This is a genomic window from Vibrio sp. Scap24 (assembly GCF_013394185.1).
GTDB classification, from domain to species: domain Bacteria; phylum Pseudomonadota; class Gammaproteobacteria; order Enterobacterales; family Vibrionaceae; genus Vibrio; species Vibrio pomeroyi.
The window spans coordinates 2,289,652-2,307,750 of the sequence record NZ_CP041332.1; the positions used below are offsets into that span (position 1 = coordinate 2,289,652).

An 18,099-nucleotide genomic window follows, 5' to 3' on the forward strand; every position below is an offset into this window, starting at 1 on the left:
TTGTATTCGTACTTTAGCCGTTTGAATCGCTACCTTTAGAATTGCTCTACAAACGAGTATCTTCAGCGATGGTGACCTTAAGCGTCTTGTTCTCACCTTGGCGCAGAATACCGACATCAATAACCGTACCTGGACGTAGGTCAGTAACAATATCCATCACGCTCTGACGTCCATTAACTTGGGTGTTGTTGATGCTAACAATGATATCTTGCGCTTCAAAGCCTGCATCAGCTGCTGGTCCGTTCGGGTCTATGCCTAATACAACAATCCCGCCGATGTTCTTGGTGCCAAGCAAACGTGACGTGACTGAGTTGATGTCTTGGCCATCAATGCCGATATAACCACGAATCACACGACCATCCGCGATGATCTTCTCCATGATTTTATTTGCTAGTGGGTAAGGGATAGCAAACGAGATCCCGTAGGTTTCCATATCCGTAGCTTGTTGGAAAGAAGCGGTATTGATGCCAACTAACTCACCTTGTGAATTAACCAGTGCACCACCAGAGTTACCTTCATTGATCGCCGCATCAGTTTGAATAAAGGCTTGATGCCCATCAGCACTGATCGAAGAGCGACCCGTTGCCGAGATGATGCCGAAGGTGGTCGTTTGGCCTAGGTTATATGGGTTACCGATCGCCAGTACCACATCACCGACGTTGGCTTTGTAGCTTGGGTTTAATGGGATCACTGGTAGGTTGTCACCGCTGACTCTCAGTATCGCGATATCGGTGCGTTTGTCTGAGCCGACAAGTTGTGCGGCAGCGACTCGGCCATCCTGAAGTGCCACTACGATTTGGTCAGCTTGAGCAACCACGTGGAAGTTAGTAATGATATAGCCTTTTTCGCTGACAATTACTCCTGAACCCAAACCTTGAGTCAGCAGTTTGTTGCGATCGCTTTCTGCATATTTACGGCTATAAATGTTAACCACAGCTGGTGCCGCGCGGCGTACAGCTTGATTAAATGAAATCTGAAGCGAACCGATGTTATCCACTTTAGGGCTGGTAACATCAGAAACAATAGCGGGTCTCAAGCTTGGAAATGCAAGAAGAATAAGCGCCGCTGAAACAAGTCCAAGGGAAATAGAACGAAATAGAAAGGACAGCATGTTTCCCTCTTCAACAAGTAAGGTGTGAAGCCTCCGTAGATGGATGACTGACTTGATTACTAGTGAAGCATAGCATTTTGATTCATCTAAAGAAAAGGGAGACTGAGTAAGTTTAAAGCAAACTTACCGAGCCTCCCTATTATTACGCTGACGTACGACTATCGAATAACGAGGTAGATAGTCCTGTCGCCACGTTGGATATTTAACGCCAATACGCCCGGTTGTTTCTCAAGAATCTTTCTAAATTCAGCAAGGTTTTTAACGGTTTGGCGGTTGACGCCGATAATGATGTCGTCTTTGAGAAGTTGATAAGCCTCTGCTGGTGAGCCTTGAGCCACACTTGACACCTTCACGCCTGTTGCTGAGTCGCTGTCTGTTGTGTTGGTGAGCTCAGCGCCAGCAAGTCCTTCGTGGAGTTTTTCGGCTTGTGTCTTGCTGTTAGTCGATTCACCAAGAGTTACGTCAAAGGTCTTACTTTTCCCATCGCGAACTACACCAAGCTCAATCTGCTTACCCGCACCTAGAGTTGCCACTTTGGCTCTCAGTTCACTAAAGGTATCAATGCGCTTACCGTTGATAGAGACAATAATATCGCCCGCTTTCAGGCCTGCTTTGTCTGCGGCACTATCAGGTACAATTTGGCTCACAAAGGCCCCTTTACTGGATTCATAACCTAGTGCCTCTGCCAATTCAGAGGTGACTTCACCACCTTGAACACCAAGCATACCGCGTTTTACTTCACCGAAGTCGAGGATTTGTTCTGTCAGGTTTTTCATCATATTGGATGGGATTGCAAAGCCGATACCGACATTACCTCCGTTAGGGCCAAGAATGGCTGTGTTGATACCAATCAGTTCACCGTTGAGGTTCACTAATGCACCACCAGAGTTACCGCTGTTGATGGCTGCATCGGTTTGAATGAAGTTCTCAAAGTTTTCTAGGTTCAGGCCGCTACGACCAAGTGCAGAAACAATACCGGATGTCACGGTTTGCCCAAGTCCAAATGGGTTACCAATTGCGACACTAAAATCACCGACTCTTAATTTGTCTGAGTCTGCCACTTTTATTTGGGTAAGGTTCTTGGCTTTTTCTAGTTTAAGCAGTGCGATATCAGACATCTGATCGCCACCGATAAGCTCGGCATCGTATTCTCGACCATCATGAAGTTTTACTTTGATATCGTCGGCACCATTAATCACATGGTAGTTAGTCACGATATGGCCTTTCTTGGCATCAATGATCACACCAGAGCCTAACCCGCGGAATGGGCGCTCTCGTGTTTGTTCGGGGCCAAAAAAGAATTGAAATTGTTCAGGGATTTGCTGACGTTGTACCTGTTTGCCTTCTACGGCAATACTAACCACAGCGGGGGTCACTTGTTCAAGCATAGGCGCGAGGCTTGGTAATTGTTCGTTACCCACACTTAATGGCAGTGCGGCCGTTGCTTGAATGGGGGTGATGATTGAACTTAAGCTTAAAGTCAGTACTGATAAAGCAAGCAAAGGTTTTTTCATCATAAACTCCTCTCTAGTTAAGGTCTTACCCCTCTCAATACGTGTAATAAGTATGAGAAGTTTCAAATGACCTGAGTGAAAGTTATGACTCAAAAACCTTTGTAAAGTTCACAGAAGTGTTAAATGTTTATGATGCTTTTGCTGTCACTACATCAGGAGCATCAATGATCTCTTTCTTCTGTTCTGTAAATAAACCGGTTGCGCCATTCGCGTAATCTTTCGGTTGTTCCTCAAGAGTCGCTTCTTTAATTGAAGGCTTATCTTGTGATTTGTCCGAATGAGCCGCAGCTGTTTTCACAAACGGGTTGTCTTGCTCTGGCAGGTTAGGAATCAGCTCTGAGCTTGTTTTTTCCATGTGTTGGTACAGTTTCGTGTAGTCCTTACCTAAGGTGTCCAACATTTCTGCTGATTTCGCAAAGTGGTCAGCCAGCTCTTGTCGCTGCTGTTCCAGGGCAAACTTTGCGCTATCCAATTCTTTCTGTACGTTCTTTTGTTTTTTGTATTCAGGTGTCATAAGACGAGAAATAGCGACACCTAAAATAACTCCGACTAGTAAACCGGCAACGGCATACATCCAAGGCATAACAGCTCCTTATTATTGTTTTTTAACATGTTTGTTACTGCTTAGTTACACGTGCTACGGCTCCATGGTACTATGAGAAAGCCGCAGTATAAAGAGAAATGCGTGTGCGCTAGTTAGCAGTTTAGTGCTGCATTATTCACCGCATTACTTAATCTATCGTACTGTCTGAGCCCATTTTTATTTGCTGTCTGAATATCGCTTTCATTGTGGAAATGTCGTCATGAATCCCATCAAAAAATACGAACAAGATATAAAAGAACATGGATTTCAAAGAGATCCAGCACAAGAGCAAGCAGTTAAATCTTTAGATGAACTCTTTCATCAATTCCAAGATTACATGAATACGCCCATTCCTCAACTGACTCGATTCCAGAAATTGATGGGTAAAAAGCCAGAACTGCCACAACCACCGAAAGGCCTCTATTTTTGGGGCGGTGTAGGGCGCGGTAAAACTTACCTAATGGATACGTTCTACGATGCTTTACCGACCACTAAAAAAATGCGTGTTCACTTTCACCGCTTTATGTATCGAGTGCATGATGAGTTGAAGGCACTCGGTAACGTCAGTGATCCATTGCCTTTGGTCGCCGATAAATTGAAAGAAGAGGCGGATATTATCTGTTTCGACGAATTCTTTGTTTCTGATATCACGGATGCCATGATCCTAGGCACTTTGTTCCAAGAGTTATTCGCTCGTAACGTTATCCTGGTGGCAACCTCAAATATTCCGCCGGCAGATCTGTATCGTAACGGTTTGCAACGCGCGCGCTTTTTGCCAGCAATTAAGCTGATTCAAGATAACTGCCACATTCTTAATGTTGATAGCGGCATTGATTATCGCCTACGTACCTTAGAGCAGGCTGAAATTTATCATTACCCGCTGGATAGCCAAGCGAATATCAACCTCGAAAAGTATTACGCTCAGCTCGTTGGTGAAGATAAAGAGAAGCTTAAGCAGATCGAGGTCAATCACCGCCAACTGGATGTCGTTGAAGCGAGTGATGGTGTGCTGCATGGTACTTTTGCTCAGCTTTGTCAGTCGGCTCGTAGCCAGAATGACTACATTGAGCTCTCACGTGTTTACCATACCGTTCTGTTGGCTGATGTACTGCAAATGGACGCGACTTCAGATGATGCAGCGAGGCGCTTTATCGCGTTGGTGGATGAGTTCTACGAGCGTAATGTGAAATTGATTATTTCAGCGGAAGTTGAGCTCGAAAAATTGTATACCCATGGCCAGCTAGAGTTTGAATTTAAACGTTGTCAGTCGCGTTTAATCGAAATGCAGAGCCATGAATATTTGGCAAAAGAACACTTAAGTTAGTTCTGATTATCTCGAATAAGAAATAGAATTAAAAAAATCGTGATTTTGTTCAAAAAGAGGTGATTTTTTCTTCGCTCTTCTCTATAATCCTGCGACCTACCGTTACTGCGGGCCTCTAGCGATGAGTAAAATCACGTTATGCCAAGAGTTTTCCAACACTCGAAGGGGTGATGAATGGTAACTCTTAGACAGTGGGAATACGCGAGTATTCCTTAAGTGTAAATTTTTTAAATAGGTAATTATTAGCATGAAAACTTTCGTTGCTAAACCAGAAACTGTAAAACGCGACTGGTATGTTGTAGACGCTGAAGGCAAAACTCTTGGCCGTCTAGCAAGTGAAATCGCTTCTCGCCTACGCGGCAAGCACAAAGCAGAATACACTCCTCACGTAGACACTGGTGATTACATCATCGTTGTTAACGCTGAGAAAGTTGCTGTAACTGGTAACAAAGCTAAGGGTAAGGTTTACTACCGTCACTCTGAGTTCCCAGGTGGTCTTAAAACTATCACTTTTGAAAAGCTAATTGCTAAGAAACCAGAAATGGTTCTAGAACTAGCAGTTAAAGGTATGCTTCCACGTGGTCCTCTAGGCCGCGCGATGTACCGTAAGCTTAAAGTGTACGCTGGTACTGAGCACAACCATGTTGCTCAACAGCCACAAGTACTAGACATCTAAGGGGATTATGAAAATGGCAGAGAATCAATACTACGGCACTGGTCGTCGCAAAAGCTCAGCAGCTCGTGTTTTCATCAAACCAGGCTCTGGTGAGATCGTAATCAACAAGCGTAGCCTTGATGTTTACTTCGGTCGTCCAACTTCTCGTATGGTTGTTAAGCAACCTCTTGAGCTAGTTGAACTAACTGAGAAACTTGACCTTTACATCACTGTTTCTGGTGGTGGTATTTCTGGTCAAGCTGGCGCAATCCGCCACGGTATCACTCGCGCTCTTATGGAGTACGATGAAACTCTACGTCCTGCTCTACGTGCAGCTGGCTACGTTACTCGTGACGCTCGTTGCGTTGAACGTAAGAAAGTTGGTCTACGTAAAGCACGTCGTAAACCTCAATTCTCTAAGCGTTAATTTTTCTTTACGAAAAAGTACACGCTCCCAGTTTTATTGCTGGAATTGTGGTTCAAAGCTCGGCTATATGCCGGGCTTTTTGTTTTTATACCCCCGCTAAACGCTTTCCCTCCCTCGTTTTATTTCCAAATTCTTATATTTTGAAAGCTTTTGTAACCCAATGTGCGCTTTGCCTCATGATTGTTACAAAAAGGTAGCTTTATCTTGTCAAAAAGTAGGGTTTTATTTATCATTTGCCGTCAATAAATAGAACTAAATACATATTTTGTTAGCCATGCTCTTTAATCGGAATAATTTCAATCCATAAGGAGCAAATGGGAGAATGTTTGGATGAGCAACGCGCCTTTAAATAACGGTCGCAGGCGTTTCTTAACCGCAACAACAGCCGTTGTTGGTGGTTTAGGAGCAGCTGCTGTAGCCGTGCCTTTTATTAAATCATGGAATCCGAGTGCCAAGGCGAAAGCTGCGGGCGCGCCGGTGGAAGTGGAAGTCAGTAAGTTGGAACCGGGACAAATGGTTCGTGTCGAGTGGCAAGGTAAACCTGTATGGGTTGTACGCCGTGCTGAATCGGTATTAGAAAATCTAAAGTCTATTGGTGGTCAACTTCGTGATCCTCAATCTGAAGCTGAACAACAACCTGAATACGCACAGAACGAATTCCGTTCGATTAAGCCGGAATTCTTCGTTGCTGTTGGTTTCTGTACGCACTTAGGTTGTTCTCCAACTTACCTGCCAGATTCTTTTGCAGAACAAGTTCAGGGTGTTAAGTCTGGTTTCTTCTGTCCGTGTCATGGTTCGAAATTTGATATGGCTGGTCGAGTATTCCAAGGCGTACCTGCACCGTTGAACCTTGTTGTGCCAAAGCATATGTATTTAAGCGACACCAAGATCCTTATCGGTATTGACGAGGGAGATGCATAATGCAAGGACTACTAGACTGGGTAGAAAAACGTATACCCGCGATGAATGCTTACAAAAAGCACTTATCTGAATACCCAATGCCTAAGAACTTTAACTTTTGGTACCTTTTCGGTTCTTTGGCAATGTTGGTGTTGGTTAACCAAATCCTTACAGGTATTTGGCTGACAATGAACTACGTACCGTCTGGCGACGGTGCATTTGCTTCTGTTGAATACATCATGCGTGATGTGGAATACGGCTGGCTACTGCGTTACATGCACTCGACGGGTGCTTCGGCATTCTTCGTTGTTATCTACCTGCACATGTTCCGTGGTCTAATCTACGGTTCTTACCAAAAACCTCGTGAGCTACTTTGGATCTTCGGTATGTTGATCTTCTTAGTGCTTATGGCTGAGGCTTTCATGGGTTACTTACTACCATGGGGTCAAATGTCTTACTGGGGTGCTCAGGTAATCATTTCTCTGTTTGGTGCGATCCCTGTTATCGGTGATGACCTAACGCTTTGGATCCGTGGTGACTACATCATCTCTGGTGCAACGCTGAACCGTTTCTTCGCACTGCACGTTATCGCACTACCAATTGTTCTTCTGCTGCTTATCGTACTTCACGTACTAGCTCTGCACGAAGTGGGTTCAAACAACCCAGACGGTATCGAGACTAAGCTTCCGAAAGGCACAATGGGCGACGACTACAAAACTCAGTTCCCATTCCACAAGGATTACACTAAGAAATACGACATCATCGACTCTATTCCTTTCCACCCATACGGGACTGTGAAAGATATGGTAGGTGTTGCTGGTTTCCTATTCTTGTTCTGTTATGTGCTGTTCTTTAACCCAGAGATGGGTGGATACTTCCTTGAGCCGCCTAACTTTGAAGCTGCAAACCCACTGAAAACACCAGAGCACATTGCTCCAGTTTGGTACTTCACGCCGTTCTACGCTGTACTTCGTGCTGTTCCTGATAAGCTGCTAGGTGTAGTAGCAATGGGTGCATCTATTGTTGTGCTATTCCTACTGCCATGGTTCGACCGTTGTAAAGTGCGCTCTTACCGTTACCGTAGCAAACTGCATTTGATTAACATCATCCAATTCACAATAAGCTTTATTGCGCTTGGTGTACTTGGTGCGCTTCCAGCAACGCCAACATACACGCTACTAGCTCAAATTTTTAGCTTAGGTTACTTCATGTTCTTCGTTCTACTGTGGTTCTACAGTAAAAATGAAGCGACGAAACCATTACCAGAAAGGGTGACATTCAAATGAAAAAGTGGATTGTAATTTTATTTGCTATGTTGCCGTCATTGGCGATGGCAGCGGGTGCAAACGTACCATTAGACAAAGCAAACAACGACTTAACAGATAAAGCTTCATTGCAAAATGGCGCTAAGATGTTCATGAACTACTGTTTTGCTTGTCACTCAACGCAGTACCAACGCTATGAACGTGTTGCGAATGATTTAGAGATCCCAGTTGATCTAATGAAGGAAAACCTGATTTTCGATCCTGAAGCGAAAATCGGTAGCTTGATGGTTAACGCTATGCCTTCAGAGCAAGCGGCAAGTTGGTTTGGTGCTCCGCCACCTGACCTAACTTTGGTTGCTCGTGTTCGTGGTGCCGATTGGCTATACACGTACCTTCGTACTTTCTATGAAGATCCATCACGTCCATTTGGTGTGAACAACATTGTTTTCCCAAGTGTTGGTATGCCGCACGTTCTTGAAGAGCTGCAAGGTATCCCGACACCAATCTACGATACTCACATGGTAGATGGCGAAGAGGTAACAGTAGTTGTTGGTACTGAAACTGACGGTTCTGGTGAACTAAGTTCTGGTGAATACGACGAAGCGGTTCGTGACCTTGTTAACTTTTTGGTTTACTCAGGCGACCCAGTTCAACTTGAGCGTCACGCTATGGGTTGGTGGGTAATGGCCTTCTTAGTCATCTTCACTATCATCGTGATTTTGCTTAAGAAAGAGTATTGGCGTGATGTGCACTAATTGTGCTATAATACCGTGCTAATTCCCAAATTATGTTAATGTTCAATGGAGGCTTTAGGCCTCCATTGTTTTTATTTAAAGTGTACTGGAGGGCTCCATGGCTGTAGCTGCCAATAAACGTTCTGTAATGACTCTTTTCTCAAGTGCTTCTGATATGTATAGCCATCAGGTGCGCATCGTTCTTGCTGAAAAAGGCGTAAGTGTTGAAGTTGAGTTGGTTGATGAGAAAAATCTACCAGCAGAGCTTGTTGAACTGAACCCGTACAAATCAGTACCAACTCTTGTTGATCGTGAGCTTGCTCTATATGACTCAAAGATCATCATGGAATACCTAGATGAGCGTTTTCCTCATCCACCATTGATGCCTGTATACCCGGTTGCTCGTGGTAATAGCCGTCTAATGATGTACCGCATTGAGCGTAACTGGTATTCAGTTGCAGAGAAGATCGTTAAAGGCAACGCTGAAGAATCTGAAGCAGCTCGCGTTAAACTACGCAACGACCTACTGACTCTTGCTCCAATCTTCGCTGAGTATGAATACTTCATGAGCGAAGAGTTTAGCCTAATTGATTGCTACCTAGCTCCGCTACTATGGCGTTTACCTGAGCTTGGTATTGAACTGATTGGCCCTGGTTCTAAAGAACTTAAAGTTTACATGAACCGCGTATTTGAACGTGATTCATTCCTAGCTTCTCTAACTGAAGCTGAGCGCGAGATGCGACTAGTTCGCTAAGCGTTATGGATATTTCAAATATGACACCACGCCGTCCATACATGCTTCGTGCATTTTACGATTGGCTGGTTGATAACGAATTGACTCCCCACCTTGTTGTTGAAGCAACATTACCGGGTGTGCGAGTACCAGAAGAGTTTGTTCAAGATGGTCAGATCATTCTGAACATCGCGCCTCGTGCTGTTGGACAACTTGAACTGGGTAACGAAGCTGTGACGTTTAGTGCACGCTTTAGTGGTCGTCCACACTCTGTGATCGTGCCACTTTATGCTGTACAAGCGATTTACGCTCGTGAGAACGGTGCTGGCACCATGTTTGAACCTGAAGAGGCTTACATGGAAGCGTTCGAAGAAGGGATTGAAGACACTCCTTTTGAAGAACCAGAAAAAGGCCCATCTTTGAGCGTAGCAACGGCAGATGTAGATGCTGAAGAGCCTGACTCAGACCCTGAGCCACCTCGTCCAGCAAAAGGTCGCCCAAGCCTTCGTGTTATCAAATAACGTTAGTTAAATAACGAACCCGAATAAAAAAAGCAGCGACTCGTCGCTGCTTTTTCTTTTTGTACAATACGCTAAAGCTTCAAATAAAACGCTAGTTAACAGCTGTCTCTTCTTCGCCATATTCAAATGCTCGGATCACCTGTTTTACACCAGAGACATTACGCGCCACTTCGGTTGCGATATCCGCATGTTCGCGAGAAACCAGTCCAAGTAGGAAGACCTCTGAATCCTCAGTAATTACCTTCACTTTAATGCCATTCAGTTCAGCATTAGCTAATAGTGCAGATTTCACCTTAGTAGTAATCCAGCTGTCGTTACTGATGGCACTGATCGACAATGGTTGTTTAACACGAACCTGATTGTGGATGCTCTCTACGCCAGCCACATCTTTAGCTTGGCTTTCAAAGGCACGGCGCTCGGCGTCTGTGGTCGCTTGTCCCATCAGTACAACTGAACCTCGGTAAGAGCTCGCAGTGATGCGAACATTGCCACGGTAGGGTTGTTTATTGGTGATGGCTGCGACTTCAAATTCGATATTGTTGTCGTTCCAAATTTCTTTGGTGGTTCGAGTATCAGTGACTAAGTTCGCTGTGGTTGCTGCACCAGCAATGAAAATGCCAGCACAACCAGATAGGGACAGTGTAAGTAGCGAAACACTAATCAGCTTAAACAGCCTCATAGAGGTTAATGATTTCATTGTGATGCTCCGTATATCACTCTTCGTGAGCTGGGAAGAGAACTTGATCGATTAGGTCACATAGGCAGTGCAGTGTCACCATGTGTACTTCATGAATGCGCGCGGTACGGTGTGAAGGGATACGAATCTCTACATCGTGTTCACCAAGTAAACCTGCCATTTCACCACCATCTTTACCCGTAAAGGCGATAATGGTCATGTCACGAGTTACTGCCGCTTCCATTGCCTTGATGATGTTCTTGCTGTTACCGCTGGTAGAGATAGCTAACAGGATATCGCCAGTTTGACCAAACGCGCGTACCTGCTTAGAGAAGATCTCTTCATAGTGGTAGTCGTTAGCAACTGCCGTTAGCGTGGTGTTGTCTGCCATTAGCGCCATCGCTGGAAGGCTAGGGCGCTCGGTTTCAAAGCGATTAAGTAGGCACGACACAAATTGCTGAGCATTCGACGCCGAACCACCGTTACCACAACAAAGAATTTTGTTTCCGTTAAGCAAGGTCGCAACCATGGCTTGAGCGGCATGCGTGATTGCGTCTGGCAGGGCTTCTGCAGCCGCAATTTGGATTTGAATACTTTCTGTAAAACTTTCTTTAATGCTGTCTAGCATGTTTATCCTTGGGTAATCGCGTTTTGAATCCAATTGATATTGTCATTCGGCCCTTCAATGGCAACGATATCAAATCTGAAATCTGTAGAGTGCACCGACAGGCCTTGCTGCATCAGCCAAATATTAGCTGTTTTGAGTAGCTTCTGTGACTTCTTGGCTGTCACCATTTCTGCGGCATGTCCGTAGCGGGTTTGCTTGCGGTATTTTACCTCGGCAAACACAATCGTGTTGTTATGGCGCATTATAAGATCAATCTCGCCACATTTTGCTATGAAGTTTTCTTGAATTAACGATAAACCGTGGTTAATCAGATAAGATTTTGCCACGGCCTCGTATTTATCACCCACCTGTTTGTGGGTGATAGTTGGTTTCGCTAAGAACGTTCGGCTAAAAAGCCCCATGCTCTGCCCAGCTGATTTCACGTTGAACAACACAGTTGTTGTCGATAGTGAGCACACCTGTTTCACCAGGAATGCTGTAACCCTGAACGGCCTTCATCTGTGGAAGAGCATCCATTAGGTAGTAAGCATCCATCCCTAACGCTTGCAGACGTTTTTGGCCATTTGAGTATGACGGCCATAGGTCGTTTAGCTCTTTGTTAAGCTCGTTCTTGTTCTCAACCAATAGTGGGATATCGCTGTAGAACACACCTGTCAGGTCTTCATACTGCTTATCACCGCTGTTGCTGCGTGAGTTTGAGAACAGAGCAGGCTGGCTAGCATCTGGGTTAATCGCCACTTCAATGAAAGGCTTGATCAGCGTTAGCTCTGAGTTTTTCGCCACAATGTACACTGAATCGATATCACGACGGCTACGCGGCTCAGTTTCTAGGTCAAGGTTAAGCAGACCATCCATTTGAGCGATACGTTGTTGGCTCTCTTGTAAGCCAAATACCTGATTCACATTACGTTGTAGTTGACGCTTGTCTGAGAATAAGCTGATTGCTACATCATTACTGCTGTATTTTTTCCACTCTTCTTTAAACGCTTGTTCAACGCGATCACCTAAACGTCCTTTTGGAGCAAGGATAAGCGGGTACTTGTAGCCTTGAGCAAAAAGATGCTTCGCTGCTTGAGCGACTTCTTGTTCAGGCGATAGAGCGAGATAGCAAATATTGGTATCAGGTTCTAGTTGCGTTGGAATGTTCAGAGCTAGAGCCGGAATCGAGTTCTCGTGGTTTTTCTGTGCTTGCTGAAGCTTAGTTATGTTGCTCTTAATTAGCGGGCCAACAATGAAATCAACGTTGTTCTCTTCCAGTGTCGCTTTAATCTCAGCAGCACTTTGCACATTGGTATCCATGACTGTCAGCGTTGCATCTTCTTCGCGTTCTTTGTCGTTCATCATCGCAAAGATGAAGCCATCACGTACCAGTTGTGCTTGCTTACCGTATTTACCCGTTAGCGGCAGCAACAGTGCAGTGCTGGTTGGCTTGCTGATCTCTAGCGCCAAGATGTCGGTGATCGCCTGAGGTGTGTAAGTCGCAGCTGGGTGCTGAGGATTCTCGGCTAACCAATCAGACAGGGTTTCCTGCAGGTTTGGAAGATTCGAGTTCAGCGTCTTCATGTAGATAGCCAGTTGTAACCAACCAGAAAGCACATCTTCTGTCGGCGATGTTTTCAGTTCTAGAATCTCGTATTGAGAGTAGCTATTCAGGTTTTGCCAAATACGGTCGGCAGTTTGCTGTTGAAGCTCTTCGTCAGCTTCTAGGTACTCTGAATAGAGCACTAACTCACGGCTTGCCTCGAAATACTCACTCTTCATCTCTGAGATGTTCGCGCGTAGCTCGTGATAATCTTTCCACTGTTCGTCAGGTAGCTTCCACCAAGGCTGAAAGTTCAGTTGGCTATAAGCTTGATCAGGCTGTGAGTTATTGACTAACAGCTGAGCGCGAGCCAATTGCCATTCTGCCTGTTGAACTTCACTCAGCTCTTGTTTAGCCAAGCGTTTGATAAGCAATGTTGCTTGATCGGTTTTTCCAGCTTGCACAGAAGCTTTAAGCGCCATGATTAACCAGTCGTTTTGTAGACTTCCTTTGCTACTATCCGCCTGCATCATGTAACTTTCAGTTGATTGCGCTGGATCTAGTGTAATATCAACGCTCGTTGGTGCTTGAGGACCTGAAGAACAAGCCGCCAATGTAATTGCTAATGCAATTGGAGTTAGTAAGCGTGGTACACTGAGTCTCTTATGGTTCATCGTTGCCATGAGTTCTTTAAATTCCGTATAAATTTGTATCTATATTAATCGTTGAAGTGATGGTAAACAAATGACAGATAACAAAACCTTGCTCACAGAGAGCCCAACTCTCTACATTGTGCCAACCCCAATCGGAAATTTGGGAGATATCACTCAAAGAGCAATTGAAATTTTATCAAGTGTCGATGTTATTGCAGCCGAAGACACACGCCACACGGGTAAGCTGCTTGCTCACTTCAATATATCAACCAGAACGTTCGCTTTACATGATCATAATGAACAAACTAAAGCGCAAGTTCTAGTCGAAAGGTTATTAGAAGGTCAGTCTATCGCATTAGTCTCTGATGCGGGTACACCTTTAATCAGTGACCCAGGTTACCATCTTGTATCACAATGTCGTCAAGCGGGTGTGAGAGTTGTGCCACTTCCTGGCGCTTGTGCTGTGATTACGGCGTTGAGTGCGTCTGGTTTGCCATCTGATCGTTTCAGCTTTGAAGGCTTTTTACCTCCAAAGAGCAAAGGTCGTAAAGATAAGTTCTTAGAGATCGCGAAAGCAGAGCGAACGTGTATCTTCTACGAATCACCTCACCGCATCTCAGACTCTCTACAAGACATGCTTGAGATCTTAGGCCCAGACCGCGAAGTGGTATTAGCGCGTGAGCTGACTAAGACATTCGAAACCATTCAAGGATTGCCATTGGGTGAGCTTATTGAGTGGATTGAAGAAGATTCGAACCGTAAGCGCGGTGAGATGGTGTTACTGATTCATGGTCATCGTGAAGAAGCGAGCACAGAACTGCCAGACGAAGCGACTCGTACGCTGGGTATCCTAACTAAAGAGTTACCTCTTAAAAAAGCGGCGGCAATGACAGCTGAAATCTACAACCTGAAAAAGAATGCGTTATACAAGTGGGGCCTTGAGCACTTAGATGGTTAAGGCTGAATAGGTAAATAGCTGCTCAGTGTATAAGTTGCTAGAGCGCTATTTCAAAGCTTGTGAGGAATGAGGGCAAACCCTTCATTCCTCTTTTTTTGCCTAGATTGTGTGAAATTCATGCGTTTACTTAGCGGTTTGCAGCATATTTGTGATCTCGCTAGACACTGCACTCTAATCTCTATACAATCCGCCCTCGGAGTTGAACGGGTAATCGCTGCTTTGCTGATGTCCTTCGGGAGACTGACGTTGAGGTCCTTCGGGAAACTGACGTTGAAGTCCTTCGGGAGACTGGCAGAGGGGAGGAACGTCCGGGCTCCATAGAGCAGGGTGCCAGATAACGTCTGGGGGGCGCGAGCCCACGACAAGTGCAGCAGAGAGAAGACCGCCGATGGCCTCATTTCTTCGGAAGAGGCACAGGTAAGGCTGAAAGGGTGCGGTAAGAGCGCACCGTGCGACTGGCAACAGTTCGTAGCAAGGTAAACTCCACCCGGAGCAAGATCAAATAGGCCCTCACATTGCGTTGCTCGCGTATGGGGGCGGGTAGATTGCTTGAGCCTGTGAGCGATTGCAGGCCTAGACGAATGGTTACCGCCGCGCAAGCGGAACAGAACCCGGCGTATGTGTCAACTCCACCTATCTAAAGAACCCATCATTACTTAACGGTAGTGATGGGTTTTTTGCTTTATATTGACGTAAATTATTTAGATTTCCTTAGAATCCTTCATCCTGATATGAGCTTGGGTCAAAAATTCCCAAAGCCTATACACAATATGGTGGAGATACAGCGCGAAATCAGTACACTAAAACGTTAACAGAACAAATTATTGCCGAACTATTGGCTCAATCCACTCACTGAGAAGACTATGACAGAAGCATTCAAACATATTTCAGTATTGCTTAACGAATCTATTGACGGACTTGCGATCAAACCTGACGGTACCTACATCGATGGTACTTTTGGCCGTGGTGGTCACAGCCGTACAATCCTGTCTAAACTGGGCGAGAATGGACGACTCTTTAGTATCGACCGCGATCCACAAGCGATTGCAGAAGCACAAAAGATTGATGACCCTCGCTTTACGATTATTCACGGCCCTTTCTCAGGTATGGCTGAATATGCAGAGCGTTATGACTTAGTCGGTCAAGTGGATGGCGTTTTACTGGATTTAGGTGTTTCTTCACCACAGTTAGATGATGCAGAACGTGGCTTTAGCTTTATGAAAGACGGCCCGCTTGATATGCGTATGGATCCAACGTCAGGCATTCCTGTCTCTCAGTGGTTGGTTGAAGCGGATCTAGATGACATCACATGGGTTATTCGTGAGTTTGGTGAAGACAAACACGCTCGTCGTATCGCGAAAGGCATCATTGCTTATCAAGAAAACGAAGAGAACGAACCGTTAACGCGTACTGGCCAGTTGGCTAAGCTTATCTCTGATGTGGCTCCAAAGAGCTTCAAAGAGAAAAAGCACCCAGCGACACGTGCTTTCCAAGCATTCCGCATCTACATCAACAGTGAACTTGAAGAGATCGATACGGCACTAAAAGGCGCGGCAAGCATTCTTGCTCCTGAAGGCCGTTTGTCTGTTATCAGCTTCCACTCACTTGAAGATCGCATGGTGAAACGCTTTATCCGTAAAGAGAGCCAAGGCCCTCAAGTTCCACACGGCTTACCTTTGACTGAAGAGCAGATCAAAGCGCTAGGCAGTGCTGATCTTAAGCCAGTAGGTAAGGCGATCAAACCATCGAAAGGCGAAGTGGATGAGAATACTCGTTCACGTAGCTCAGTATTACGAATCGCAGAAAAGCTATAGTCAATGAAGACCTCCAAACCAAACTTAACCAAGATAATATTTTTTGATTTGATCTCCGTGGGTAAAGTCCCATTGGTGCTTCTTATCTGTATCTTCGCGAGTGCGATGGGGGTCGTTCTTACGACACATATGTCACGTCAGGCGATCACGCAAAAAGACATGGCATTAGTGGAGCGAGAACAGCTTGATGATGAGTGGCGAAATTTAATGCTTGAAGAGACGGCTTTGGCTGAACACAGCCGTGTTCAAGCATCGGCGAAACGAGAGCTAGACATGAAACGTCCAGACTCTGACAAAGAAGTTGTGATCACACTGAAATGACCGGTAAAAAGGAAAAAGCACCCGCGAAAACCGTTAAGAAACCAACGAAAGAGCGTGTGAAGAGCGAAAAGGATTCGGATCCCATTCTGATTAAATGGCGTTTTAACGTTGTTATTGCTTTCGTGTTTCTTGCCTTTGCTGCACTCGTAGGTCGTGTGGCTTACATCCAAATCATTGAACCAGATAATTTAATTCGTCAGGGTGACCTTCGCTCGGTACGTGTTAAAGCTATTCCTTCCGCTCGCGGTATTATCTCTGACCGCAATGGCGAACCGCTTGCTGTGAGTGTTCCGGTAGAAGCGGTATGGGCCGACCCTAAGACCATTTTCGATAAAAATGGCATGGCTCAAATTGATCGTTGGTATGCGTTAGCCGATGTACTTGGCCTAGAACGTCAATCGATGATCGACAAGATCTCTAGCAACAAATCCCGCCGATTTATTTATTTACAAAGACAAGTTAGCCCTGCGATGGCTAAGTACATTCGTGAGCTAAAGCTGGTGGGTGTTGGCCTTAAAGCTGAATCTCGACGTTATTACCCAGCAGGCGAAGTCAGTGCGCACCTTATTGGTGTGACCGGAATAGATGGTCACGGCCTAGAAGGCGTTGAGCGCAGCTATGATAAATGGCTAACGGGCGAGGCGGGTAAGCGAACTATCCGTAAAGACCGTTACGGGCGTGTTGTTGAAAACATTGCTCTAGAAGAGCGTGAAGAGGGTAAGCCTCTTGAATTAACGATCGATCAACGATTACAAGCCATTGCGTATCGAGCAATTAAGCAGGCCGTGGCCGATCATAAGGCGACTTCTGGCTCTGCGATTTTATTAGATGTAAAAACCGGTGCCGTGTTGGCTATGGTTAATGCCCCTTCATACAACCCGAACAATCGTGCTGACTTACAAAGTTTTAAAATGCGTAACCGCGTGCTGACCGATGCGATGGAGCCCGGCTCTACAGTAAAACCGTTTGTGGTTTTGGCAGCCTTAGAGAACGGTACCGCAGACCCAGATATCGTTATTGATACTGGCAATGGCATCATGCAAATCGGTGGTAGCCGTGTACGAGACTCTTCTAAAGTGGGTAAGGCTGACTTAGCTTTGATCCTCAAGAAGTCGAGTAACATCGGTGTGGCGAAATTGGCACTTAACATGCCACTAGAAGCCTTACTTGGAATGTACAGCTCTGTTGGTCTAGGCGAGATGTCTGGTCTGAACTTAATCGGTGAAACCAGTGGTATTTTCCCGAATCGACGTCGTTGGTCTAAGTTTGAAATTGCTACCTTATCATTCGGTTATGGCTTGTCGGTTACGCCGATGCAATTAGCGCATGCTTATGCGACGTTGGCTAACAAAGGCATGTATGAACCGATTCATATTATTAAGAGTAACGACCAAGATTTTTCAAAGCAGATCATCAAGCGCGAGAACGCGGAACTGGTGTTGAATATGCTAGAAGGGGTGACTCAAAAAGGCGGTACGGCAACAAGAGCTGCTGTACCAGGTTACCGAGTTGCAGCCAAAACGGGTACATCTCGTAAGGCTGAAGCGGGCGGGTACAGTGATGAATACATTGCGATCACCGCAGGCTTTGCCCCTGTTAGTGACCCAAGAGTGGCGCTGGTTGTTGTGGTCAATGAACCTCAGGGTGACCTTTACTATGGCGGTTCAGTTGCAGCCCCCGTTTTTTCTGAAATCATGAAGGGTGCACTGCAAATACTCAATGTCCCTGCTGATGAAAACAAATTTCAAGAATAGAGCCAA

Annotated in this window: 19 protein-coding genes and 1 other RNA gene; 13 read left to right on the forward strand and 7 right to left on the reverse strand. The window is 45.4% G+C overall.

Translation table 11 applies throughout. The features are described from left to right. Positions 1–46: 46 nt before the first annotated feature. The 3 genes from degS to zapG form a co-directional block, all read right to left on the reverse strand. Entirely contained in the window at positions 47–1,111 is a 1,065-nt protein-coding gene (degS, locus tag FLM53_RS10180; RefSeq protein ID WP_176680892.1) for an outer membrane-stress sensor serine endopeptidase DegS, read from the reverse strand. A gap of 158 nt (positions 1,112–1,269) precedes the next feature. Then, entirely contained in the window at positions 1,270–2,625 is a 1,356-nt protein-coding gene (locus FLM53_RS10185; RefSeq protein ID WP_176680893.1) for a Do family serine endopeptidase, read from the reverse strand. 127 nt (positions 2,626–2,752) lie between these two features. Then, positions 2,753–3,208 carry a Z-ring associated protein ZapG gene (gene zapG, locus FLM53_RS10190; RefSeq protein WP_017629363.1) on the reverse strand — a complete coding sequence of 152 codons (456 nt, stop codon included), beginning with the start codon at positions 3,206–3,208 and terminating at the stop codon, positions 2,753–2,755. A gap of 220 nt (positions 3,209–3,428) precedes the next feature. Between zapG and zapE the strand changes: the two genes are divergently transcribed. The 8 genes from zapE (at position 3,429) to sspB (ending at position 9,767) form a co-directional block, all read left to right on the forward strand. Next, a complete protein-coding gene (zapE, locus tag FLM53_RS10195) occupies positions 3,429–4,532 on the forward strand; it encodes a cell division protein ZapE (RefSeq protein ID WP_176680894.1) in 1,104 nt (367 codons plus the stop codon). Between the two features lie 247 nt (positions 4,533–4,779). Then, positions 4,780–5,208, forward strand: coding sequence for a 50S ribosomal protein L13 (rplM, locus tag FLM53_RS10200; RefSeq protein WP_010434689.1), 429 nt, complete (start codon positions 4,780–4,782; stop codon positions 5,206–5,208). 13 nt (positions 5,209–5,221) lie between these two features. Beyond that, the gene (gene rpsI / locus FLM53_RS10205; protein WP_004740758.1) at positions 5,222–5,614 is read left to right on the forward strand and encodes a 30S ribosomal protein S9; all 393 of its coding nucleotides are present in this window, start codon (positions 5,222–5,224) and stop codon (positions 5,612–5,614) included. 330 nt (positions 5,615–5,944) lie between these two features. Continuing rightward, on the forward strand, positions 5,945–6,535 hold the full coding sequence (gene petA, locus FLM53_RS10210) for a ubiquinol-cytochrome c reductase iron-sulfur subunit (protein ID WP_004740757.1): 591 nt from the start codon (positions 5,945–5,947) through the stop codon (positions 6,533–6,535). Then, on the forward strand, positions 6,535–7,800 hold the full coding sequence (locus tag FLM53_RS10215; RefSeq protein ID WP_017629361.1) for a cytochrome bc complex cytochrome b subunit: 1,266 nt from the start codon (positions 6,535–6,537) through the stop codon (positions 7,798–7,800). Before petA ends, FLM53_RS10215 begins: the two co-directional genes overlap by 1 nt. Continuing rightward, positions 7,797–8,534 carry a cytochrome c1 gene (locus FLM53_RS10220; protein ID WP_017629360.1) on the forward strand — a complete coding sequence of 246 codons (738 nt, stop codon included), beginning with the start codon at positions 7,797–7,799 and terminating at the stop codon, positions 8,532–8,534. Before FLM53_RS10215 ends, FLM53_RS10220 begins: the two co-directional genes overlap by 4 nt. 97 nt (positions 8,535–8,631) lie before the next feature. Then, positions 8,632–9,267 (forward strand): stringent starvation protein SspA, encoded by a 636-nt coding sequence (gene sspA, locus FLM53_RS10225; RefSeq protein ID WP_017629359.1) that lies wholly within the window; start codon positions 8,632–8,634, stop codon positions 9,265–9,267. 5 nt (positions 9,268–9,272) lie between these two features. After that, positions 9,273–9,767 carry a ClpXP protease specificity-enhancing factor gene (gene sspB, locus FLM53_RS10230; protein ID WP_256099351.1) on the forward strand — a complete coding sequence of 165 codons (495 nt, stop codon included), beginning with the start codon at positions 9,273–9,275 and terminating at the stop codon, positions 9,765–9,767. A gap of 91 nt (positions 9,768–9,858) precedes the next feature. On the opposite strand, the gene FLM53_RS10235 is transcribed toward sspB, so the two are convergent. The 4 genes from FLM53_RS10235 to FLM53_RS10250 are packed head-to-tail and all read right to left on the reverse strand — an operon-like array spanning position 9,859 to position 13,276. Continuing rightward, complete coding sequence (locus FLM53_RS10235; protein WP_176680896.1) at positions 9,859–10,464, reverse strand: BON domain-containing protein; 606 nt, start codon at positions 10,462–10,464, stop codon at positions 9,859–9,861. Between the two features lie 16 nt (positions 10,465–10,480). Beyond that, the gene (locus FLM53_RS10240) at positions 10,481–11,071 is read right to left on the reverse strand and encodes a phosphoheptose isomerase (RefSeq protein ID WP_010434705.1); all 591 of its coding nucleotides are present in this window, start codon (positions 11,069–11,071) and stop codon (positions 10,481–10,483) included. A gap of 2 nt (positions 11,072–11,073) precedes the next feature. Continuing rightward, complete coding sequence (locus FLM53_RS10245) at positions 11,074–11,472, reverse strand: YraN family protein (protein ID WP_017629356.1); 399 nt, start codon at positions 11,470–11,472, stop codon at positions 11,074–11,076. Continuing rightward, the gene (locus FLM53_RS10250) at positions 11,459–13,276 is read right to left on the reverse strand and encodes a penicillin-binding protein activator (protein WP_176680897.1); all 1,818 of its coding nucleotides are present in this window, start codon (positions 13,274–13,276) and stop codon (positions 11,459–11,461) included. Before FLM53_RS10250 ends, FLM53_RS10245 begins: the two co-directional genes overlap by 14 nt. Positions 13,277–13,337: 61 nt before the next feature. Between FLM53_RS10250 and rsmI the strand changes: the two genes are divergently transcribed. The 5 genes from rsmI to FLM53_RS10275 all read left to right on the forward strand — a co-directional run bounded on the left by rsmI (position 13,338) and on the right by FLM53_RS10275 (position 18,093). Beyond that, on the forward strand, positions 13,338–14,204 hold the full coding sequence (gene rsmI / locus FLM53_RS10255) for a 16S rRNA (cytidine(1402)-2'-O)-methyltransferase (protein WP_017062903.1): 867 nt from the start codon (positions 13,338–13,340) through the stop codon (positions 14,202–14,204). 195 nt (positions 14,205–14,399) lie between these two features. Further along, positions 14,400–14,839, forward strand: an RNA gene (gene rnpB / locus FLM53_RS10260) — RNase P RNA component class A. Between the two features lie 228 nt (positions 14,840–15,067). After that, the gene (gene rsmH / locus FLM53_RS10265; protein WP_017629354.1) at positions 15,068–16,018 is read left to right on the forward strand and encodes a 16S rRNA (cytosine(1402)-N(4))-methyltransferase RsmH; all 951 of its coding nucleotides are present in this window, start codon (positions 15,068–15,070) and stop codon (positions 16,016–16,018) included. 3 nt (positions 16,019–16,021) lie between these two features. Beyond that, the gene (ftsL, locus tag FLM53_RS10270) at positions 16,022–16,339 is read left to right on the forward strand and encodes a cell division protein FtsL (protein ID WP_176680898.1); all 318 of its coding nucleotides are present in this window, start codon (positions 16,022–16,024) and stop codon (positions 16,337–16,339) included. Further along, the gene (locus FLM53_RS10275; protein ID WP_132762223.1) at positions 16,336–18,093 is read left to right on the forward strand and encodes a penicillin-binding transpeptidase domain-containing protein; all 1,758 of its coding nucleotides are present in this window, start codon (positions 16,336–16,338) and stop codon (positions 18,091–18,093) included. The genes ftsL and FLM53_RS10275 overlap by 4 nt, the downstream gene beginning before the upstream one ends. Positions 18,094–18,099: the final 6 nt, after the last annotated feature.